Annotated in this window: 16 protein-coding genes; 11 read left to right on the top strand and 5 right to left on the bottom strand. The window is 57.1% G+C overall.

The window, feature by feature from the left end; genetic code table 11:
* Window positions 1-269 precede the first annotated feature (269 nt).
* The 10 genes from PQR42_RS14665 (at window position 270) to PQR42_RS14620 (ending at window position 12,954) form a co-directional block, all read left to right on the top strand.
* Window positions 270-1,667 (top strand): hypothetical protein, encoded by a 1,398-nt coding sequence (locus PQR42_RS14665; RefSeq protein WP_408385384.1) that lies wholly within the window; start codon window positions 270-272, stop codon window positions 1,665-1,667.
* Window positions 1,668-2,136: 469 nt separating this feature from the next.
* Window positions 2,137-2,871, top strand: a complete 735-nt coding sequence (locus tag PQR42_RS14660; protein ID WP_408214914.1) for a Crp/Fnr family transcriptional regulator — start codon at window positions 2,137-2,139, stop codon at window positions 2,869-2,871.
* A gap of 125 nt (window positions 2,872-2,996) precedes the next feature.
* Window positions 2,997-4,109 carry an acyltransferase family protein gene (locus tag PQR42_RS14655; protein ID WP_408214809.1) on the top strand — a complete coding sequence of 371 codons (1,113 nt, stop codon included), beginning with the start codon at window positions 2,997-2,999 and terminating at the stop codon, window positions 4,107-4,109.
* A 1,123-nt stretch (window positions 4,110-5,232) separates the two neighbouring features.
* Entirely contained in the window at window positions 5,233-6,294 is a 1,062-nt protein-coding gene (gene rfbB, locus PQR42_RS14650; protein ID WP_408214806.1) for a dTDP-glucose 4,6-dehydratase, read from the top strand.
* A 10-nt stretch (window positions 6,295-6,304) separates the two neighbouring features.
* A complete protein-coding gene (gene rfbA / locus PQR42_RS14645; RefSeq protein WP_408385386.1) occupies window positions 6,305-7,198 on the top strand; it encodes a glucose-1-phosphate thymidylyltransferase RfbA in 894 nt (297 codons plus the stop codon).
* 472 nt (window positions 7,199-7,670) lie between these two features.
* The gene (locus tag PQR42_RS14640) at window positions 7,671-9,161 is read left to right on the top strand and encodes a lipopolysaccharide biosynthesis protein (RefSeq protein ID WP_408214800.1); all 1,491 of its coding nucleotides are present in this window, start codon (window positions 7,671-7,673) and stop codon (window positions 9,159-9,161) included.
* Between the two features lie 9 nt (window positions 9,162-9,170).
* Entirely contained in the window at window positions 9,171-10,172 is a 1,002-nt protein-coding gene (locus PQR42_RS14635; protein WP_408214798.1) for a glycosyltransferase family 2 protein, read from the top strand.
* Window positions 10,169-10,819, top strand: a complete 651-nt coding sequence (locus tag PQR42_RS14630; protein WP_408385387.1) for an acyltransferase — start codon at window positions 10,169-10,171, stop codon at window positions 10,817-10,819. The genes PQR42_RS14635 and PQR42_RS14630 overlap by 4 nt, the downstream gene beginning before the upstream one ends.
* Window positions 10,816-11,970, top strand: coding sequence for an NAD-dependent epimerase/dehydratase family protein (locus PQR42_RS14625; protein ID WP_408385593.1), 1,155 nt, complete (start codon window positions 10,816-10,818; stop codon window positions 11,968-11,970). Before PQR42_RS14630 ends, PQR42_RS14625 begins: the two co-directional genes overlap by 4 nt.
* 75 nt (window positions 11,971-12,045) lie before the next feature.
* A complete protein-coding gene (locus PQR42_RS14620; protein ID WP_408385389.1) occupies window positions 12,046-12,954 on the top strand; it encodes a glycosyltransferase family 2 protein in 909 nt (302 codons plus the stop codon).
* Here PQR42_RS14620 and PQR42_RS14615 read toward each other — a convergent pair.
* The 3 genes from PQR42_RS14615 to PQR42_RS14605 all read right to left on the bottom strand — a co-directional run bounded on the left by PQR42_RS14615 (window position 12,917) and on the right by PQR42_RS14605 (window position 18,137).
* Window positions 12,917-14,260 carry an O-antigen ligase family protein gene (locus tag PQR42_RS14615; RefSeq protein ID WP_408385391.1) on the bottom strand — a complete coding sequence of 448 codons (1,344 nt, stop codon included), beginning with the start codon at window positions 14,258-14,260 and terminating at the stop codon, window positions 12,917-12,919. The two genes, PQR42_RS14620 and PQR42_RS14615, sit on opposite strands and share 38 nt — an antisense overlap.
* A 127-nt stretch (window positions 14,261-14,387) precedes the next feature.
* Window positions 14,388-15,560, bottom strand: coding sequence for a dTDP-4-amino-4,6-dideoxygalactose transaminase (gene rffA, locus PQR42_RS14610; RefSeq protein ID WP_408385393.1), 1,173 nt, complete (start codon window positions 15,558-15,560; stop codon window positions 14,388-14,390).
* A 159-nt stretch (window positions 15,561-15,719) separates the two neighbouring features.
* Window positions 15,720-18,137 carry a polysaccharide biosynthesis tyrosine autokinase gene (locus PQR42_RS14605; protein WP_408493655.1) on the bottom strand — a complete coding sequence of 806 codons (2,418 nt, stop codon included), beginning with the start codon at window positions 18,135-18,137 and terminating at the stop codon, window positions 15,720-15,722.
* A gap of 480 nt (window positions 18,138-18,617) precedes the next feature.
* Here PQR42_RS14605 and PQR42_RS14600 point away from each other — a divergent pair, with 480 nt between their 5' ends.
* Window positions 18,618-19,739: a glycosyl hydrolase gene (locus PQR42_RS14600; protein WP_408214785.1), complete on the top strand. Its 1,122-nt coding sequence runs from the start codon at window positions 18,618-18,620 to the stop codon at window positions 19,737-19,739.
* Between the two features lie 15 nt (window positions 19,740-19,754).
* On the opposite strand, the gene PQR42_RS14595 is transcribed toward PQR42_RS14600, so the two are convergent.
* Together PQR42_RS14595 and PQR42_RS14590 are read right to left on the bottom strand one after the other, a co-directional pair.
* Entirely contained in the window at window positions 19,755-20,861 is a 1,107-nt protein-coding gene (locus PQR42_RS14595) for a glycosyltransferase family 4 protein (protein ID WP_408385395.1), read from the bottom strand.
* Window positions 20,862-21,624: 763 nt separating this feature from the next.
* Window positions 21,625-22,848: a glycosyl hydrolase gene (locus tag PQR42_RS14590; protein ID WP_408214780.1), complete on the bottom strand. Its 1,224-nt coding sequence runs from the start codon at window positions 22,846-22,848 to the stop codon at window positions 21,625-21,627.
* Window positions 22,849-23,294: the final 446 nt, after the last annotated feature.

Genomic DNA, 23,294 nt, shown 5'->3' with positions numbered 1-23,294 from the left:
TTAGTCGGCGGATGCCTTGCGGTAAGGTTCCGAAATATTGTCCGTGCGCGAGCGCACAGAGTGATGCTTCGCATTCAGGGATATTGTGTGTTGAATCCGATCCGAGGGAATGTCCTCGACTCCGGCAACGCGCATGGTGCGCATCATTTCACAGCGGACAACTATCGAGCCCCAAAGTCATGCAGAGGTCCTCAGCGGTAGATCCGGATAGTTCCGGGAGCGTACCAAGCGATTACTCGTGTGTGTTGTGCGGCGCTGGCCCGGCAGGAATGGGCTTCCTGTTCTACGCGTTCAAGAGCGGCAAGCTGGCAGAGGTGGCCAGAAACGGCTTGCTGATCATCGACAAACGCGCGAGCCTCGGAGCGGGCAAGCTCGGCGACTATGTGAACGTCACGGGCAACTCGGTCGCCAAATCTTTCCTCGCGTGCCTCGAGCACGAACGCTTCGACGGCGTGTTCGGCGACATCCGCGAATACAACGAGTTGCATAGGAAATTGGCCGCGGACCCCGACGGTGCGCCGCTGCTCTCGGAGGTCGGCGAACTGCTCACGCTGGCTGCCGAGCGACTCATCGCGCACCTCGTCGAACATTTCGACGTCGACGTACTGCGCGGACACGAGATCGATGCGATTCGTCACGGCCGGGACGGCCGTTTCGAAATCGCTTATCACGACACGCGCAGACCAGCGGCGCGCCGGATGGTGATCAGCGACACAGTCGTGATGAATCTGGGCGGAACGCAGCGCGTCGAAGAGGTCGATGATCTGTGCCGCACGCTGGACATTCCATTGCCGGGCGACGGCGTCATCGCCTGCACATCGGATGAGCTGCTTCGCCTCACGAGCACGCAACTGGTCGACACCTTCGCGCCCGTGTTCGCCCCTGGCACGGTCCCGCGTACGAACCGGATCACGATCATCGGCGGCTCGCATAGCGCGTTCACCATGACCGAGCGTCTTGCGACTGATCTCGGCGGCGCCGGACTCGATGAAATCGCCATCATTCATCGCTCGCCAGTCCGGCTGTTTTTCGAAACCGAGGAGGAAGCGCGCGCATGGGGCTATAAGGTCGATCCAGTCAACGATATTTGCCCGATCACGCGGCGTGTCAATCGTTCGAGCGGTCTGCGCTACCGCGCATTCGAGATCGCATGTTCGGTGATGTCGCACGGCCGAGTCGCGGGAACGATGCCGCGTGTCGAATTGATCGATGCCGCCTCCGGAGAAGCCGAGCGCGCCCGCGCTGCCACCTGTCTCGCGCACTCGTGCGGTGTGATCCATAGCGCCGGCTATCGGCCCAACATGTCTGCACTGGTCGACCACCGAGGGGCGGAGATTGCGCTGCAGTTCTGCCAGGGCGGCATCGAGGTCGACAAGTTCGGCCGTCCGCTCGACATGGGCGGCAAAGTGATACGCGGACTCTTCACCTTTGGGCTGGGTTCCGGCTTTCGGCCCGACCCGGAGATCGGGAGCGAGGCCGCATTCACCGGACGAATCCATGGCGTCTGGATCTTTCACCATGAAATCGGCAAGCGGATTCTGACTGGCGTTCTGAAAGCGCTGGCCGAGAGGGTTGTTACGCAGGAAGCGGAAATGATCGCGACGACGGATGACGACACACATGCCGGCGGCCGGCCACGTCGCGGTCGAGCGGACCATCGCCGCTGACTGACGGGCAACGCCGACCAAGCGGCATGCTCGCTTACCGATTCGAGTCGCTGAGATAAGGCATTTTGTCCGCTTTATCTCATCTCATAGACATCCTTAATAAACTGGACATATTGCGATTTCATACTACCACTTGCCGACACTTCAGCTAGCATCGGGCTTCTTTCGATCTGCAGCAAAGTGACATTGGCGTCCAGCGTTTCAACGAACGTTCAACGCAAATAAGTCCTCTTAAATCCGCCGATCGTGCGGGCTATTCCGCCAGCATTATTGGCGCGACCCTCTTTGCCAGCTATGCTGCACTGCGACATCGAACGCAACGCGATGACCAGTGCGAAGCTTTGATCGTCTCCATTACCGCTTCTGTTTGCCGACCGCGCGAATGAGGGCAATGCATCGTCATTGGCTCCTTGATTCGAGCGAGGCCTGCCGTACCAAGGCGGGCTGCGATACTTACGTGAGGGAAATGATGACGACATTCCAGTCATACCGCCGTGGCAACCGCCTGCTCGAGGCGCTCCCAACGCATGAATGGGAAGCGCTGCTTCCTCATCTTGAACTCGTCGAATTGAGTCCGGGGCAACTGCTGTCGAAATCCGGTGAACTCATACGAACCGTCTATTTTCCGGCCACCGCGATCGTGTCACTGCTGCAGACCATGGAAAACGGCAGTTCGGTGGAAATCGCCGCGATCGGCAGGGATGGCACGACAGGCGTGCCGATCCTGACGGGCGGCGACACCATGCCAGCCAGCGTTCAGGCTCAATGCCGGGGTTTTGCTTATCGGATCAGCGCTACAGCGCTGCGCGAGGCGTTGCGCAATTGCGCTTCTCTGCGTTCATTGATGCTGCTGTACATGCAGGCTCTCCTCACCCAGGTCGCACAGACTGCGGCGTGCAACAGGCTGCATCGACTGGACGAGCAACTGTGCCGGTGGCTGCTGGTCGATATCGATCGTTCGGGCACAAGTGATTTGCAAGTCACGCAGCAAGTCATCGCCGACATGCTCGGCGTGCGTCGTGAAGGCGTGACCGAGGCGTCCGGCAAGCTTTGCGAAGCCGATCTCATCCATCACAGTCGTGGCCGTGTCCGGATTCTCGATCGGACCGGACTCGAGGCGCGCTCGTGCGAATGCTACGAGATCGTGAAACGCGAATTCGACCGCTTATTGCCGCGTATCAATGTGATGGAAGTCACGCGCTGACGGTAGGCATATCCGCAAGCCGAATCGACAGATGCGGTGGGTAGCAGTGCATTTGTGTGTTTGCGTACATTGCTCGACTTTCTACAAAGATAAACTGCGGCGACAACCCGTCTTGAGGAAACCTGATGCCGACACCGGAAAGAGTAAGGTTACCGAATGCGGGCCGGGCGGCGACCTCCGGTGGTCGATACGCCTTCATCGATGTCCTCCGTGGCGTCGCTGCGCTCCTCGTGATTTTCCAGCACGGCGGCGAGGGCGCCGGCTGGTTTTCGATCACAACAGGTTTTGGCCCGTGGATCAACTTTGGGCAGGTCGGTGTTCTAACATTTTTTCTTGTCAGTGGATTTGTCATTCCACTGAGTCTTGAGCGCGCAAATGCGCTCGGTAGATTCTGGAAACACCGTATTTTTCGGATTTATCCGCTCTACCTGGCGGTCTTCACGTTTGAGTTTGCACTTTATCTTGTCGGCTATGGTGCTTACCCTCCAGGCGCCGTACATAATTTTGGCTACTTCTTTCTGTTGCACATCTTCTTCCTGCAGGACTACGCGCATCAACCCAACTTCGTTAGCGCGTCGTGGACGCTGTCCATGGAGTTTGCATGGTACATCCTGCTGTCGTTCGCGTTCGCAGTGCGGGCGAATCGACGCAGCGTCTTGCTGGCTGTGCTCACGGTGGCCGCGTTGCTCGCATTGTCCGTAGCATCATTCGTTTTGCACCTGCGGATACCGCTTGGCCGCTTCGGCATCATGGCGACTTGTGTCGTAGGTTTGCTGTTCTATCGCCGGCATACGCGTGAACTCGGTCAGCAGGCGTTTCTGGTTCTGGTCGGCTCGATTATCCTTGCGATCGTTCCAGCGCTTTACGTAGGATTTGGCGTGTTTCAACGCCCGGAGGTCGCGACAGTCCAGTCTGTTTTCATTTCGTGGGGTGTCGCCTACCTCCTGTTCATCGGCTGTTATGCGGCACGCGAGCGATCGATCATGCAACTCAAGCCGCTGCTGGGTCTCGGGACAATAAGCTATTCGCTGTACCTGGTGCACCCGACTGTCCAGAATCTGATTGGACTGGCCAATATCGAAGGCTGGGCGCATCTGGCGATCCTATGGCCGGCAACTTTGGTGCTCTCGTATCTGACGTATCGCTACATCGAGAAGCCTGCGATCGATTACCCGCGGCGCATGGAGCGGAAGAAGGAGCGTGTGGAGATAAAAGGTCAGGCGCTGGCCAACGATTGAACACGCCGCGATCCGCGTGCGTCGGATCGCGCGCGTGCTTTACTCCATGCCGGGCGCCGTTCGTGTGATGCCGGTGATCGCACACGCGCGGAGCGCCCGCACACGGCTCATCGGCTTTGTGGCTTTGCACCGTGCTCGGTCTGATCGGAAGCCACTGTTCGTCTGCTTTGCTGTCAAACTGCCATTCCGCGGCGGCCCGTAGCCCTTGCCCCGCGTCGCATCACATCCGCCCTATTGCCGACCCTGCCATGCTCGTATGCTCGGCGGGCTTCACGTCGTCACCTCGAACCGGCGCGGTCATCCGTGTCCCGCCTTGGAGTCTAATGCGACGCCATAGGCACACTGATTCAGTTGTCTCCGTTTTTCGACCTGGTCGCGATTCTAGTAAAGTATGATGTTTGGCGCGACGATCGCCGCGTCTTACCGTCACTGCTGCCTATGTGTCTTTTGTTCGGCTCGTGGCCTTACCGGCTGTGGGCGACGGGTTGCGGTAAATCGCGAAGAGGTGAATCGTTATAAATTTAATCTCGCCTCAATTGAGAGGACCAGGTCAATGTCGAGCGTTTTGACACATTTCTTATGCTTCATATTCGGCGTGCTCGTTGGCGTTTTCGTATGCGCATTATGTGTCGCACGTTCCAGAACGCCACGAGACGATATATAACTCTTTCTTCGGGCCGCGCAAGCAGCCGGCGTCCCGATGCGCATCGGCAGGCCCATCTGCCGCAAACCATGAAGGCGGCGCAGATCATCGCGATGACGCAGGCGCGGCTCTCAGCAAAAGAATTATCCGGCCATCGGCGATAAGGCCGAACCACGTCAACGCCATGCGGTCGAGATACGGGCGACGCGAACATTGCAAGCGTTGCCCGACCGCGCGAAGCTTCCCTCCTTACCCCCGTTAGCGCAGGCGAAAGCGTGTATGTTGCTTTCCGCACTGAAACAAGGTTTCTAGAACCCTAGACTAAGCTGGTTGCATCTGTTCGCGGCAATGGAAGTCGCGATGGAAAGCTATACCAAACCTGCTTACCGACGTCCCGTGGCCGCACCATTCACCGGATGTCAGCCAGACTCCAATCGACCTTCCGCGCAACTGCGTGAAGGCGGCTTCCAGAGGGCTTCCATGATCTTGGTGACAGGCAGCGCCGGTTTTATCGGCGCCAACTTCGTGCTTGACTGGCTGCAAATCTGCGATGAACCCGTGGTGAATGTCGACAAGCTCACCTATGCGGGCAATCTGCGCACGTTGAAATCTCTGCAGCACAATCCGCTGCATATCTTCGTATGCGCCGACATATGTGATCGCGTCGCAATGGACGAATTGCTCGCCGAATACAAGCCTCGCGCGATCATCCACCTGGCGGCCGAGACTCACGTCGACCGGTCTATTCACGGGCCGGAGAACTTCGTGCTGACCAATGTCGTGGGTACCTTCACGCTACTGGAAGCGGCGCGCTCGTATTGGAGCAAGTTGAACGATGCCGCCAAAGCGGAATTCCGTTTCCTGCACGTGTCGACGGACGAAGTATTTGGCTCACTCTCCGCTACCGATCCGCAATTCTCTGAAACGACGCCGTACGCGCCGAATAGCCCTTACTCGGCCACCAAGGCGGGTTCCGACCATCTGGTGCGTGCCTACCATCATACGTATGGTCTCCCAGTGCTCACCACGAACTGCTCAAACAACTATGGTCCGTACCAGTTCCCCGAGAAGCTGATTCCGCTGATGATCGCCAACGCGCTCGGCGGCAAGCCGCTGCCGGTCTATGGCGATGGTCAGAACGTGCGCGACTGGCTGTATGTCGGCGACCATTGCAGCGCGATCCGCGAAGTGCTCGCGCGCGGCACGCCGGGCGAGACGTACAACGTCGGCGGCTGGAACGAGAAGAAGAACCTCGAGGTCGTCCACACGCTGTGCGACCTGCTCGATCAGTTGCGTCCGAAGGCGGGCGCGTCGTACCGCGATCAGATCACCTATGTGAAGGACCGTCCGGGCCACGACCGCCGTTATGCGATCGACGCCCGCAAGCTCGAACGCGAACTCGGCTGGAAGCCGGCGGAAACGTTCGAAACGGGTCTCGCGAAGACGGTCCAGTGGTATCTGGACAATCAGGAGTGGTCGGACGAAGTCGCCTCCGGTGACTATCGCAAGTGGGTTGAGACCAACTACGCGCAGCGCGCGTAAAGGCACGGCAATGGCGCGCAAAGGCATTATTCTCGCGGGCGGATCGGGCACACGCCTGTACCCGATCACGCATGTGGTCTCCAAGCAGCTGCTGCCCGTCTACGACAAGCCGATGATCTACTATCCGCTGTCCACGCTGATGGTGGCGGGCATTCGCGATGTGCTGATCATTTCGACGCCGCAGGACACACCGCGCTTCGAAGCGATGATGGGTGACGGCAGCCAGTGGGGCATGAACATCCAGTACGCGGTTCAGCCGTCGCCGGACGGGCTCGCGCAGGCGTTCATCATCGGGCGGGACTTTGTGGGCAACGATCCGTCGGCGCTGATTCTCGGCGACAACATTTTCTACGGCCACGATCTCGCGAAGCAGCTCGAGCGCGCAAATGCGCGTGACAGCGGCGCGACCGTGTTCGCGTATCACGTGCATGACCCGGAACGTTATGGCGTGGTCGAGTTCGACAAGAGTTTTCACGCGCTCTCCATCGAGGAGAAGCCCACGAAGCCGCGTTCGAACTATGCGGTCACAGGCCTCTATTTCTACGATAACCAGGTTTGCCACATTGCAGCGGACATCAGGCCGTCGCCGCGTGGCGAGCTCGAGATCACTGACGTCAACTCATGCTATCTGCGGCGCAATGCGCTCGAAGTCGAAATCATGGGCCGTGGCTACGCGTGGCTCGATACCGGCACGCACGATTCGCTGATCCAGGCGGCTACGTTTATCGAAACGCTGCAAAAGCGTCAGGGTCTGGTGGTCGCGTGCCCGGAGGAGATTGCATTCCGCCGACATTGGATCGACGAGGAGAAGTTGCTCCAACTCGCCAAACCGCTCGCCAAGAATGCGTATGGCCAGTATTTGCTCAATCTTCCGAAGGATCAGGTGGCATGGCCAAGCCGCTAACAAGACCCGCGTTTGAGCCGCGTGAAGCGGCTCGCTAACTTCATGCGATAGCCGAAACGCAAAGCGTTGAACGTGCGCCGCCGCACATTTAATTTGCAACTGGACAGGTACGCTTCAACGCATGGGCCGCAGGGAGTGTATCGCTCGCCGGCTGTGTTCAAGTGTTCATCCGCGCGGTCTGCGCATGGGTTGAGAGGACTTCTCCGATACCCGCGATATACCTGCAGACCGCATCAAGAAGCCTGCCAATACGTCGGATTGGCGGGGGTGAGTTTCAAATCGCCGATACGTATGTGGCTAATCTGAATCGCCAATCCGCTGACGGCCGGACGGAGTGATAGGGAATCTTTCGGTCGCTTGACGAATCACGCGCTCGCCCTGAGACAAGTTCGCGAGAAAATCAATTCGATGTTCGCGATACCTCTGGCGGCGCCCGCAGTCCTCATCTAATTTACTGGCAGACCAGACCGCGATGTTGAGACGAAGCCTGCTCGCAAATTTCGTTGGCCAGATGGTGACCGTATCGCTCGGTATTGTCATGGTACCGATCTACGTGCGCCATCTCGGAGTGGAAGCGTACGGGCTGATTGCCATCAACGCCGTGCTTCTCGCATGGGTACTCATACTCGACTTCGGACTTTCACCGACGTTATGCCGCGAGTTAGGCAGTTTGCGCGCCGGCACGGGTTCGAAAGCCGAGGTGGGACTGCTGCTGGAATCGCTGGAAAAACTGATTCTCTGCACAAGCGCGGTCCTGTTCATCTTATCGATCTTCGTGGCGCCGTATTTTGCCGAGCGGTGGCTGAACGCCTCTACATTGCCGCCGAGCGAGATCCGCACGGCGTTCGTGTTGATGATGCTGACAGCCATCGCGCGCTGGCTTTCCGCGCTGTATCGAGGCGGCGTGGTCGGTATCGATCGGCAGGTCGCGCTCAATGTCATCGGCATTACTTTTGCCGTGATACGCAATGTGCTGGTTGTGCCGGTCATCATGATCTGGCCACACGTCGAATTTTTCTTCGTCTGGCAACTCCTGGCCATTGTTGGAGAGGCCATCGCCATGCGTATCCTGCTTGGCCGCACGATCGACATACCGTTCGTGTCGAGGCGTTTTTCATGGAAGGTGCTGTCGTCGCGCGCGAAGCTGTCGCTTTCGATTGCACTGTCGGCGCTGATCTGGGCGTGTACCGCGCAGCTCGACAAGGTTGTGCTTTCAAAGGTGCTGCCGCTGGCGGATTTTGCCGTGTTCAGCATGGCCACGCTGCTTGCGAGCGGCATCGTGTTGCTGGCCAACCCCATTCAGCAAGCCTTCATTCCACGATTGAACGCCGAGAACTTCGGCGGCGGCGAGCGGATTCGTCAGATGTACGCGCTCGCCACCGAGGTGACGTCATTGGCGGTCATTCCAGTTGCAGCCGTGTTCGCGTTCGCGCCCGAAGCCGTGCTTCGATTGTGGTCCGCGAGCGCGCCGGTAACTCCTGACGCATTGCGAACAATGCAATGCTACGCAGTCGGAAACGCCTGTTCGGCACTGGCCTCGCTCGCGTTCTTCGTGCAGTACGCAAAGGGGGATTTGTCTTTGCATCTGAAAGGCAACATCGGCTTCCTCATTCTCTTTGCGCCCGCGGTCGTGTACGGCGGCATTCATCTCGGCGCAATCGGCGCTGCCTACGCGTGGCTTGGGATGAATGTTCTGCTCCTGTTCGGCTGGGTATTGATCGTACATCGGAAGTTTATGGCTGGAATCAACGCAAGCTGGTATCGCGGAGTCGTCGTGCGGGTCGCCGCGGTGATACCTGTCGGCTTATTGGTGGGTCATGCGGACTTGACCACGTCCTCGCGTATTGGTCTCTTCTTTATTCTGTCGGGCACATGGCTTGCCATGGTCGCCCTGACCGTCGCGGTTTCGCCGATCGTGCAACGCAAGGCTCGCCACCTGGCGGGACGACTGGCCCTCAACTGAGAAAACAGCATGGATACAACTCTTCAGAATCCGGTCCACGAGCAAGTTGCGCCTGTGTTGTCAGTCATTGTGCTTTGTTATCGACAAGACGAATACATTGGCGCGTGTATTCAGAGTGTGCTCGACCAGAAACTCGATGTGCCGTTCGAAGTGATCGTGGGTGACGATAACTCACCCGACAATTCGCTCGAGGTAATCGAATCGTTTCGATTGCGCTATCCGGATGTGATCAAGGTGGTTTTGCACGAAAAAAACGTTGGCTTCTCGGGTAACTTCGCAGATGCGGTTGCTGTTGCTAGAGGCGAATACATCGCCAACATCGACGGCGACGATGTCATGTTTCCCGGCAAACTGCAGCGTCAACTCGATTTCTTACGGGCTCACCCGGAATGCGGTCTCGTCGTGCACAAGATGCGCCCAGTCGACCAGGATACGTTGGAGACCGTATCGTATCCGCTGCCGGAAAATAAACCGGCAACGTTCGACGCGGAGTATCTCATCAAGAACGGACCGTTCTTTTTTCACAGCTCGGAAATGTACCGGGCGCACTTGCGCCGCCGCCATCCCGTCGACATCGGTCTCAAGTCAGTGGCTGACGTGGCCCATCTGTTGCAGGTCCTGACGGGTTCGCAAGGCTGCTACCTCGACGAAGAGTTTGGACTATACCGCGTCAACCGAACGGGTTTGACTTCCGTGCGCATCAACAATCCCGCCCGCCATAGGGAATGCCTGAACGACGTGATCCAGACCTGCCAGCTCGCGGCCGAGCTCGGCATGGCGAGCGATGTTGTTAACCAGGGGCGAGCAAAGTTCTATCTGACCTCGGCGATTTTCTTTCTGGAGCACGGGCACGAGGATAGTTTCGAGGACTGCGTCGAATCGAGCTGGCGCGCGGCACGAATCGGTCCGAAACAGATGATTTTATACGCCATGCGCCGCTGGCCCCGTACGTTGCGCACGGTCTATACGGGACTCAAGCAAATGGCCGGACGACAACGGGTCAACGCATGAGTACGCATGTGCAGGAGAGCGAGCGGCTTGCCACCAGGAAAGTGAGGCTGCTCGAACTATGCAACCGGGCGTCATTAGCCTGGTATCGGCTCAAGACGCGCCTGTGGTACGCGCACGTGTTCGAGTCGGTCGGCGCGAAAACGACCATCTTTCGTCCCATGCTACTCGTCAACGTGCATTACGCGTCGATTGGCGAGCGTGTACTGATTCGGCCTGGTGCGCGCATCGAACTTGTCGTGACGGATTCGGCTGCGCCGCCGCGGCTCACGATCGGAAGCCGCGTCAATATCGAGCAGAACGTGCATATCGTATGCGGCTCTTCAATCGAGATCGGCGACGGCGCGACCATTACCGGGAACGTTGCCATTGTCGATGTCGAGCATCCGTATGAGGACGTCAACGACACCACCCGCATTGGCGATCGTATTCGCACGCGAGGTAATTACGTGCTGATCGGGCAGGGCGCATTTATTGGATTTAGCGCAGTCATTCTGCCTAACGTGAAGATCGGCCGCGACGTCGTGGTCGGCGCGCATTCGGTAGTGACTCGCGACGTTCCCGACTATTGCGTGGTCGCAGGCAATCCGGCGCAAATCATCAAGCGCTACAACTTCGAAACCAGATGTTGGGAGAGGGAGAAACAATGAAAGTCCTGATTACGGGTGGCGCCGGATTTATCGGCTCGAGTCTGGCGCGCAAGCTCTGCGCCAACAATGCGGAAGTCACGGTCCTCGATAACCTCTCCCCGCAGATTCACGGAGAGAATCCCAGTGTCACGTCTGCGATCTTCGCATCGTTGCCGGAAAGCGTGCACTTCGTGAAGGGGTCGGTGACTGACCGGGCCGTTCTCGAACGTGTCATGCAGGGGCAGGACGCGATCGTTCATCTGGCGGCCGAGACGGGTACGGGCCAATCGATGTACGAGGTCGATCGCTATGTCGACGTGAATGTGCATGGCACAGCGCTGATTCTCGACATACTGGTGAAGAATAGCCGCAATTCCGTGCGCAAAGTGGTCGTTGCTTCGTCGCGCGCGATTTACGGCGAAGGCAAGTATCGTTCTCCGGCCGCCGGCATTCTATATCCCGGTCCGCGGAAGGAAAAAGACATGCTCGAAGGCCAGTTCGAGCATCTCTGCCCGATAAGCGGCGAAGCGATGGAATGCGTGCCCACCGACGAGGAATCGAAAATCCATCCGACGTCGCTTTATGGCATTACCAAGCAGACTCAGGAACAGATGGTCATGACGACGTGCCGTTCTATCGGCATCGATGCATCGGCGTTGCGTTATCAGAATGTCTACGGCCCAGGGCAGTCGTTATCCAACCCTTACACCGGCATTCTCTCGATCTTTTCGACGCGCATCAAAAATGGCAATCCGATCAATATTTTCGAGGATGGTCTGGAAAGCCGTGACTTCGTCTATATCGATGACGTAGTGGATGCGACTTACGCAGCACTCACGAACGCCAACGCGGCGGACAACGTGTTCGGCATCGGCTCGGGCGTGCGCACTTCGGTCATGGACGTCGCCAAGACTTTGTGCGAGGTGTATGCCAGCGATGTCAGCGTCACCGTAACGGGCGCCTTCCGCTTGGGCGATGTCCGCCATGTCTATGCCGATTTGACCAAGGCAAGGGACATGCTCGGGTTCGAACCGAAGGTGTCGTTTAGCGAAGGCATCGCACGGTTTGCCCGGTGGGTCGACCAGCAGGAGGTGATGGCAGATACCTACGAGAAAAGCATCGCCGAGATGCGGGAGAAGGGTCTATACAAGGGCTGTGAACGCGCCGCATGACACATCGGTGACGCCCTCACGCCATGACGGAGGCGCCGCGACGGCCGCCTCCGCAACTCATTTGAAGGACGCGAAATGTCAACGAGATATGGTTCGCCGCTGATCGGGATTGTCACCGTGCTGTATCGCTCCGATTCCGTGCTTCCCGATTTTTTCAAGAGTCTCGCTGCCCAGCGCGATGCGAATTTCAAGTTGTACGTGATCGACAACAGCGAGAAGGATACGGGGTGTGTGATATCGCGCGAGCTTGCGGCGCTCAACGATATTCACGCCGATATCGTGTTCAATAACGACAATGTCGGCGTCGCTCGCGGCAACAATCAGGGTATAGAGATGGCGCTTGCAGACGGATGCGAGTACGTTCTGCTGGCCAACAACGACACCGACTTTCCGGATCCCGTCGTGATCGCAGGACTTGTGCGGCACACCGAGGAGGCGGGCGCGCTGGCCTCGGTGCCCAAGATTACCTATCACGGCACCAATCGGATATGGTGTGCGGGTGGAAGATTCTCGCCGCTTACCGCCACCACGCCGCACGTGGGCGATCGGAAGGAAGATCGCGGGCAGTTCGACGAAGAAATGTTTACAGAATACGCGCCGACATGCTTCATGTTGCTGCACAAAAGCATCTTCCAGACGATTGGAATGATGGATGAGAAATACTTCGTCTATTACGACGACAGTGACTTCGTCTGGCGTATGAAGGACGCGGATATCGGCCTGCTGTATGTGCCGACATCTTGCGTCGGTCACAAGGTGGCGGTGTCCACCGGCGGCAATGAAAGTCCCTTCAGCCTCTTCTATACGGCACGTAATCGCGTCTATTTCAGCCGCAAGCATTTGGCTCCCGCACACCGTGCGATTGCGATTGCCTATGCCGTCGTCACGTTGACGGTCAAATGCGTGAAGTTCTCGCCGGCGGCCAGATCGAGCGTGTTCAAAGGACTTAGAGCCGGCTTCGCACTGTCAATCGCCGATCATTGACTGAACTGCCAGGCAGCGCGTCGCTACTCCGGGGTGCTGCCATTTTTATGACACGAAGCCGTGCATAAGAGATGGCGATAAAAGTCCACGGCGCGAGATATGAGAATTCCGGGACGGAGATCATCATCATCACCCATGTCGTGACGCAGCACTGGCGCAATGCCATCCCCTCTGCCGACCAATCGAGTTTGAAAGCCGGGTACAGAATCAGCATGCTTACGAGGATGAGCCCTGCGATCCCTGTGTTGACAAGCAGAGTCGAGAAAAGATCGGTCGACCGTATATAGCCGAAGCCGATCCCAAACAGCTGATTGGCTAGCGATCCACCCGCCCACATGTCCATGGACGCACGGAAGAAGCCGGATCTCTCAACGCCGGATACGTTGTGCCCGTCCATTTTATCCAGGATCATCTGTTGAAACAGATCGGCAATGTAGTCCCTTGCCAGATATGCCACCACAAAAACCACTAGTGCGCCGGCCATGGCCTTGATCGGATGGAAGCCAATCTTTCTTATGCGAATAAGCAGATAAACGACGTAGCCGATAAAAGCCGTCGACGAAGTACTCATGATGAGTGACGCGCCGATGATCCACACCGGTAAGCGTCGCTTTGACGTCGCGTTGAAGTAAACCCAGAATGGAAACATCGACAAAGCGTACATCGACGGTTCACCGGTCAGGCTCTTCAGCCGTTGCATATGGAAACCATGGATGTCGAGCCATTGGAAGGAACTCCCGTTCAGCGAGCCGTCCTCCGCGCTTCCGTCACCATTTCGAAATTCGGCGCCGAAAGAGCGGTTGGAAATAAAGTCACCAGGCTGACCGGTAATGGTGAAGTAGATCACTTCATAGATGCCGTACACAGCGAAGATCGCCGCCGAGGCAAGCAGCCACTGCTGCCACGATGGTTTGTAGAAGATATAAACATATGATGCATAGAGCACGACAGCGACAAGATAGATCGTCTGTGTGAACAAGCTTTTTCTAAGGATGAAGGTCAACACATCGCTGTCGTCGATGAGCAGAACTTTTGTAAAATCAGGTTCGTAGGGAGCTGCAGTGTCGGCGAGCTGGGACGCCAGGAAGAAGACTGTCCAGACCGACGCCGCAACGATCAGGAAGTTGATATAGCGGGTGCGCGACGCGCCGGCGCACGCCAATGCCAGCGGCAACGAAAAGAAACACATGATGTAGCCGAGCGTCGTGCCTTGGATAGAAGGCATGAGCAGCACAGACGTCACCGGCATGGCAAATACCCAGACGAAATAATACAGATCGGCGTGTGAGGAAATGCTCTGTTTCATGGAATTCCAGAGGAAGCTTGCAAACCGGTACAGGAAGCGTAAATGAATGACATCCGGACCGCCGACGAAGACCTTTCTTCAGCGCCCGGATGCTACTTTGCGTGCCTGTCTTGGGAGTCGGCCGGCCCTATTTCAGAAGCGCGTTAAGAATATCGACCACGCGCATTTGTTGCGTCTCCCGCAAGCCGGCCCAGAGAGGAAGGCGGATCAGGCGTTTTGATTGGTTGATGGTCACGTCCAGCGAGCCGCAAACTTTGCCGTACCGTTGCCCGCCAGGAGATGAGTGAAGCGGTACATAGTGGAACACCGAACCTATTTCCTGCCTTCTGTATTCATCGAGTATGCGCTGGCGCACGTCCTCATCTTCAACCAGCACGTAGTACATGTGTCCGTTGTGCTGACATTCTTTCGGTATGCTAGGGCGGCGAAGCGCGCCTTTGCGTTCGAACGGCTCGAGAAGCGCGTGATATCGCTCCCAAGTCGCGAGGCGTTCTTGCGTAATTTTTTCGGCACCTTCTAACTGAGCCCAAAGATAAGCGGCGATCAGCTCGCTCGGCAAGAACGAGGAGCCGACTTCCTGCCAGGTATATTTGTCGACTTCCCCGCGCAGGAATCGACTGCGGTCGGTGCCTTTCTCGCGGATTATTTCCGCACGCCTCGTGAGGGCGGGATCGTTGACCAGCAGGGCGCCACCCTCGCCCGAAATGATATTTTTGGTTTCGTGAAAACTGTATGCGCCGAGGTCCCCAATCGAACCTAGGCTGCGGCCCTTATAAGTGGCCATGACGCCCTGCGCCGCATCTTCCACGACTTTGAGCCCATGGCGTTGGGCGATGGATACGATCGTGTCCATTTCGCACGCCACCCCGGCGTAATGCACCGGGACGATCGCGCGGGTTCGTGGCGTGATCGCTGCTTCGATCAGCCGCTCGTCGAGGTTCATGGTGTCCTCACGGACATCCACGAAAACAGGCACGCCACCGCGTAGGACGAATGCGTTCGCCGTTGAGACGAACGTATACGAAGGCATGATGATCTCGTCGCCGGGCTGGATGTCCAGCAATAGCACGGCCATTTCAAGCGCGGCCGTGCAGGAGTGGGTCAGCAATGCCTTGCTGGAACCGCTTCTTTCCTGCAGCCACTTGTTGCAACGTCCCGTGAAGGAACCGTCGCCGGCAAGCTTTTTGTTGAAGTGAGTTTCCGCGATGTACTTCAATTCGTTGCCCGTCATGGCGGGTGTATTGAAGGGGATGCGGCTCTCGTTTACCTCGATTCCAATTTGCGGCGTAGATCGGCTCATGAATGGTTCACCCCACATGATCGAGAATCAATGCTTCTCGCTGCGATACATAGTTGGACCTCGAAATCGCATGGCTACGAGGCCCCGCTTTCTGGCGAACTCGCCAGGTGTTTCAAGGAGCAAGCTGCGCGAGCGCCCTTGCTGTAGAGCTCTGTGGCGTCACACTTCGTCCGTCTCGTCGAGCGTGCGCGTGTACTGCGCGGCCTGCTCATAGCTTCTCCAGTTGCTGGCCCGCTTGGGTATCGCGTTGAAGACCGATCCCAGAAGTCGTCCTCCGGCGCGCCGCAGCTTCTTGACTGTCTCGGAGATCTCGTCTTCGCTTTGCATGCCGGAACGCAACACCAGGACGGTCGCTCCCGCGTGGGGCGCCATGATCGCGGCGTCGGTCACCACCAAAAACGGCGGAGTGTCGATCAGGACAAGATCGAACTGCTCGCTCAATTGATCAACGACCTGCTTGAAGTCGTGCATCATCAACAACTCTGACGGGTTGGCCGGATAGGCGCCGCACGAGATAAAGGAGAGGCCGCGAACGCCAACGGACCGAACGGCATCCGCGCTGGGGAGCTTGCCCTGGAGAACCTCGGACAGGCCGCCGCGATTGGATTGCTTGAAGAAGGAGGCGAGATTGCCTCGGCGCATGTCAGCATCGATGAGCAGGATGCGCAAACCGACTTCCGTGAGAAGTATGGAAAGATTCGCCGCCACAAAACTCTTGCCGGTGGACGGGCTCGGACCCGTCAGCATCACAATGTTGTTCTTCTTGTTCAGGCGATCGCGACACACCTGCGTGCGTACCTCGCGAAGTGCTTCGACTGACGGCTCATGCGGCAGCCGGCTGGCTAGAATCCGCGCGGCCGACTTGCGTACTAACCCAGGGGCGAAAGCGCCGGCCGACGACTGTGAATCGAGCGGGTCCAACGCTAGCGAATGAGGATCGGGCAAGCCCGGCACGCCGTCGTCACGCCCGGGTAGCGATTCCCGCGAGGGCTGCACCGATGTTTCGTTTTCCAGTTGAGCCTGTTGCCGGCTGAACAGTACTTCGCCGAGTACCGGCACATCCAACCGGCGTTCGACGAAGAGCGGGTCGGTGACGCCGGTCGTTGCATAGCGTCTCAGTACAATGAAGAACGCGCCGATGAAAAAGCCAAGCCCGCCACCCGCGAAGATCACCAACGGCCGGTTCGGCTTGATCGGTCGATACGGCTGCATTGCTTCATCGACAATGTGTGCGCCACCCGTCGCGCTTGCACGGCGCACGGAAAGTTCCTCGGCTTTGCTGACCATACCCAGATAGATAGTTTCTGCCACCTTCGCATCGCGGGTGAGTTCAGCATTGCGCCGCTCGGAAGTCGGCATGCTGACGAAGCGCGAGTCGAACGCACGTTTTGCATCGGCCAGTTGTGCGAGTTGCGCGTCGATCGTCCTGACCTGCTGGCTGTTGGGCGTGAAGAGCGACGCCGCCTGCGTGCGCTGCAGTTGCAAGGCGGACGTGCGCTGCTGTAGCTCGATGCTTCCCTGCAGATAGGATTGCGCTTCGATCGTCGGGCGCATTGTCTCGGTCGACGATTGATAGTCGCTCAATGCCTGTTCCGCGCTAGTGAGATCGCGTTTTAGCCGCGGCAACTCGCCCTGGATGAATTCGAGCGTTTTAGTGTCGTTAAGCTGACGACTCGAAACCGCGGATGCAATGTACTGGTGAGCAACCGCATTGGCGACGTCGGCGGTCAGCCCTCGGTCTTTCGAGGCAAAGGAGATCTGCACGATTCCCGTGTCTTTGGTCACTTCAGCGATCTTGAGTTGACGCCGCAGCCCATCGATTGCATCGAGCGTATTGCGATGGGTGACCGTGAACTGGGTACCGGGTCTGGCGATGAGTTCCTTGACTGTGATCGATAGCCCATCGGGCATGGTCACGGGCTTGCCCGTTTCGCCGCGCAGCAGGAGATCTCCGTTGGGCGCGCGAAGTTCGTACTGCCCGTTGTCGAGAGCAATCAGTTCGAGAGGTTTTTCCTCGAGATATGCAGGCACGTTGAGCGACGGGATCTGGAGCCGTTCGCCGCCCCAGGCGAACGAGCTCAGTCCGAACCACGGCCTCGAGGGATGGCCGGGATAGGCCAATTGCTCCGCGAAACGTCCGAGGATTGGGAAAGCATGCGGCGCGACATCGACATCGAACTGGAATTGGTGAATCACCGGATCAAGCACTGAACGGCTTTGCATGAGGGATATTTCCGCCGCGGTCGCTTGCGTGCCAGGTTGCTGCTGCGCCGTGCCGTCCTGCCGGGAAATGCCGAGCGCGTTTGCATCGGGCGGGGCGGGCGGGTCGACACGCACGACGACGTCGGCAGAGTACGTCGGCGCCGAAAGGAACGCGTACGCAGTCGCAAGCGTCGTCGCTATCGCCACGAATGCCATGAGTGTCCAGATATGGTCTCGTAACAGATGAAGCATGTCGCGCAACGAAAAGTTACCCTCGTCGTTGCCTGCACGAAATGATCCGGAGTTAAGAATATGGGTGTTCAAAGGCGCCATCTCCAAGGTTCGGGGGTAACAAGCTTCTCGATGGTGCGACAAACTTCGCCGCGTCGATCATTGGACACTGATCCTAGGACTCGCCCAAGGCAGAAATTGATACATGGATTCACATTGATTCGACGAATCACTGGCTCGGATTTGATGTCGTTCCCTGGTCCGCCACTCACCGATTCGTCGCAGCCGCGTCCAGCGACGCGGCTCTGGGCAAGTGTGATATGAATACCGCCTTTGCCACTTCTTAGTCTGTGGTTTAGCGCACGTTGCGCTGCGCTGGTTGAGCTAAAGTAGGTGGATACTCGATGAGCGCGCATGTTTTTTTTGCTGCTAATAGCGGTGCGGCAAGATTGACATTTATGCCACGTCATATTTACCGGACTTCACATTAACTGCGCCCTATTCAGTGCTTCCTCCATCGGTCGCGATGACCTGAACGCTACCTCGATTGAAATTAGCTTACGGGACTCCACCGGGCGAATGCGGACACACGGATATTGGCCATGACAGCGAGGCTCCAGTCGGATGTTGAAACGATCGATCGCAATCGCCATTGTCTTTTGTGGAATAGCAATCAGTCTCACGATTGCCACTCTTGTTCATCTGAGAGAAACCAAATGGTCGGACTTTATTCTGGAAAGTGCTCTTTCCGCGGATAGGCATTTCCATGTCCCGGTCGTGGCGACCCCTCAGATTCCGTGCTCGAGCGGGCGCACAGGCGTCTTCTATGGAGTCGTGGGCCATGTCCAGCAGGGCGGTATCTATACGGCGCGCAGCTACCAGGCGCAGATCTCGCAATTGCGCGATCTTGGCATGACCATATACGCACAGGACATCGGGGACAAAGCTGCGGCAGAACAGGTCGCGCAACTTGCTCGGGTAGCGGCGGCACAATGCGTCGGCATACTGCCGTTGATCATCACGCCGGACGTGCAGGCGAATTTGAACGAATCAACGGCTTACGTTCAGGGCCACAAACTTGGGGTCGACTCAGCGACGGCGTTGAAAGGCCTGGTTTCGTACTACCAGGTGGGTAACGAATTCGACAACGACGTGATCTTCAACGGTGCGAGCGGCGACTATCCCTCCCATTACGACAATGCCAAGTACCGGAAGGCGCGTGGTGCGATTCGAGGCATGATAGACGGCATCAAGGAGGTCCAACCGTCCGCCAGGATATTGCTCGGCTCGCTAAGCTGGCTGCATTATGGTTTCTCCGACATGCTGAGAGACGGTACTGAACCGGATGGGAAGCGGGATAGTAAAAAAGTAGTGGAGTGGGATATCACCGCGTGGCACTGGTACTCTGAAATGAGCCCGAACCGGGCGTCGTGGTTACCGAAACCCGATATTCTGAAACACGTATTGACGCATTTGAGCACGCAATATCAGAAACCAATCTGGATCACGGAATTCGGCGTGCGACCGGACTACTCGGACGGCGACCCCGGAGCATACCTGGTTGGACAGGACGGGCTTGCCGGTTTCGTTGCAGACGCAAAAAAATATGGAATCCAAAATGTAACGCTGTATCAACTCTACGATCAGCCGGATGAAAAATATGGGTTGATCTACGGTGACGGCATAAAACCGAAACAGCGTTTTGAACAGGTGAAAAACTTTATCGAGGCCCACCCAATGCCTTGAGTATGCCTCGCAGAATCAAAGCTTCTCCAGCGCGTTTAGCAGGATTTGTGCACTCGTTTGCCAGCGGTACTTGTCGGCGTGAAGATGGCCACGGTGCTGAAGATCCGCTCTGATCTCGCTGGAATAAAGCAATGATTTCAGCTTGTCGGCGATGTCGTCGGAAGAGTACGGGTCGCAATAGAGCGAGGCGTCCCCGCAGACTTCGGGCAATGCGGCCGCACTGGCCACCAGAGTAGGGCAGCCGTTTTTCATTGCTTCGAGCGGCGGAATCCCAAACCCTTCGTAGATAGATGGATACACGAAGCAGCGGGCATGCTGATAGAGTGCCTTTAGTTTGCTGTCGCTAACATAACCGACATACTTGATGTTGGGGGCAACGTTGGAGATATCGTCGATCTTGCCGAAGATCGGGTTCTTCATGCCAACGATGACAAGATCGAGCGAAGAGTCATTGACTTGTCGAAATGCCTCGACAAGTCGAGCGAAGTTTTTGGTCGGATTGAGATTGCTAACCGCGAGCACGAACTGCTTCGACGTTAAGGCATGTTGGCTCAGCACGCTTTCGTCGGGTTCCATAGTGTCAAGATGATCGGCGCCGAGCGGAACGACGCCGATTCGCGAGGGTGGCACGCCGCAATGATGGGCAAGGCGTTGGCGGGAAAAGTCGGAATTGGTCAAGATGCAACTCGACGTTCGCGCAAGAATCCAGAACATGATGCGATACCATGCACGAAAGCGCCGGGAAAAGTGCGCGGGCGTGTCGAATACGGCCGCGTCATGCATGAAGATGACCTGACGAGGGCGGAATATCGACCCTGAGTTACTGAGGTTGACGATTCGGCGTCGTCCGGCAAATATGGGGAGCACGATTTGCTCCCAGAACAACCCTTTGCCGAATCCGATCTTCACTGTCTTCGTGCCGTCAATGGGCAATATCTTGTCGCCAGGTGGGACGGCGACAGTTACATTATTGATTTGCGGGAGTTGCGTCATGGCAACAATCAGTTCTCGCGCAACGCGTTGTACGCCGGTGGCCTTCTGACCCGTAAATCTCCCGTTGTAGACAAAATTTTCTGGCCCAGTGAGTGTGTCAATCGCGTTTTCCAGCGCACGTGAAGACATATTTTGTCCTTGGTGTCGAGACATTCTTCATCGGTGGCTCAGATCAGGAGCCAAACAGAAAAATATTGGGTGAAACGCAGGCTTCTGCGTGGCTTTTTGCCTTCTCACGAATCCAAGCCATGAAAAGCAGAAGAAGATGGGCGCCGATTGCCGGTGCATACTCGTAATGACGCTTCGAATCGGGCGACAGGAGGAGACCACGTTCAGTCCCCACGGGACTAATGTACGTTGAACACGGTATCGAGTCGAACAAGCGAGTATGCGTGCTGATCAACTGATCTAGTATGTCAAGTTCCCGACCTCTTCAATCTGTCGCGCCACGTCTGCGAACTCCATCGCTCGTGTGACCAGCGTGAATCAGGTCCGATATCGTGATGCGGGTCTGGAAAAAGCCCTTCGCTCTTACTCGAGGAGCATCGCGCGCCCGACGCGAATGGGATGAGCGTCTACGTTATCGAGTCGAATAACCCGGGTCCGTTCGGTACCGCTCATATTGTGGAAAAGGGAGTCCGTCCAGCACAGCTGTGGTGATGAGCAACTCGCGCTCGTGGATGGTCCGTAAATGTCTGGACATTCCGAACGGGTGGCAGATCGGTGTAGAGGCGAGGTCCGGTTGTTAGCCGTGAAAAGCTGGCCGATGCGGTTAGGTAGTCATTGCAGTAGCACCTTTTAAGACAAATGGAGGGAGGGGGCATTCAAAAAAAAACGCGCCAGCGTCGAGGCGCTGGCGCGTATGTGCTGCTACAAGCAGACCCGAATCCGTTTATTTCGGATGCGACGCGATGAAGGACTTTACGCTCGAGTACTGCGACTTTTTCGTCTTCCCATCACTTTGAAGCAACCCGTATGTGCCGGCAGGATCATCGTACAGCTCGTACATCTGAATGGACTGCAGGTTGTACTTCGAAGCGACCGACGCGTATTCGGCCATCATGGTATTGCCGGTCAGGTAAGCCCCAGCTTGCGAGTCCGTGGCAGTCCAGGGGCGTACGCCATATTCGGTCAACCAGATCGGCTTGCCGAACGCCTGAAGCTTGGACAGCACGTTGTAGCAGCCCGATCCGCCACAGATGTTCTGGATATCGTCATAGTCGTTGTACCAGTGCCACGCTGTCACGTCCCAGGAAACGACAGGGTGACCGGCTGTGCCATCCGGTTGCGTACCCTGCGCGAGCATCTGGTCGAAACCCCAGTGCAGCCAAGTTCCCGCTCCCATGACGATTTTCCCTTGCGTGTCAACGGACTTGATGCCGTCGATCATGCCGCGGATTGCGCCACGCGCAATCATGAACTTGCTGTTGACGTAATCGGTCGGGAACGTGCCATCGTAGTTGCCCGCGAGGGTATCCGCTTCAAGCTCGTTGCCAACTTCATAGTACGAAGCGTGCATCGCTGACGCTACCTGCTGACCAAGCGCATATCCAGCGTTGTAGGAGGCCGTTTCGTTCGCATACTCTTGCGGGGACATGAGGAGCACCGGATACACGGTGACGCCTCCGGCAGCCATGGTGGTCGCGATCTGTGCGAGTGCCGTCGCAGCTGCCTTGCTGGAAACGTCGCTGCGATAGATCGTCATTCCCAGATCTTGAAGCTGCGCCAACTGCGTCTGCGTGCTCGATGCGGCGTAGGCGCCGCCTTGCTGGAAGTGGCCGTTGACGCCATAAAAAATCTTGCCGGTCGGCGCTGTCGTTGTTGCCGGTGTTGTTGCAGGCGTAGACGGGTTGCGCTTCGCTCTATTGGCCACTGCCGCTGCGTCTTGCGGAGAATCCCCACCACCGCCGCAGGCCGCGAGGAGGACGCTGCTGGCAATCGCGGCACCGAGAAGACGCGCCCTGTGCGACGACAGAATTCTCTGGAGGTGTGTCTGTCGATGAAGCTTGTTTTGTCGTGAATTAGTACTGCTTATTTGAGTATGGTGCATGGTTGTTAGGAGTGCGAATAATAGAAATAAAGGGTTCAAATAATTGGCGAGTTTCCAGAACACCATGCAATTCGTGTGGGTGTCCAATCAATCCCGCGTTGAGACCCGAAGGAAAGAGACGAGACGCTACCCGGCGTGCAGCCCTTTGCAGGGGCGGTGCGTCTCACACCGAGCCTACAAAACTGGATCGCCGTTCACCTCACCGTTAAGGTCGCTGCGCAGACCTGGCTCTTCGCAGGTCGAGTGCAGGCGTAGGTACCTCCTGGCTCAGTGTGCTACGCGCAAACGTTTGCCTTTCGTATGGAATGAAAGGCGTAATTTATGTAGCGACAGTCGACCGCTACACGGCCTCGCCCGGCTTGGGATTTGCAGAAGCTACCGTTGCAAGATCCTCGCGCAGAGAGGGAAAACCCTTGGATGGAAATTCGCATCAGTAAATAGTGCTTAGTGAAAATGGGTGGGCGGTCGTATCAAACTGCCTTTTCTTCATACAAAAACAAAATGTTTTGTAA

The sequence above is a fragment of the Paraburkholderia sediminicola genome (assembly GCF_046027355.1).
In the GTDB taxonomy this organism is placed as follows: Bacteria; Pseudomonadota; Gammaproteobacteria; order Burkholderiales; family Burkholderiaceae; genus Paraburkholderia; species Paraburkholderia sediminicola_B.
The sequence above is the reverse complement of the archived record's forward strand: the minus strand, read 5'-3'. Positions and strand labels throughout refer to the sequence as shown.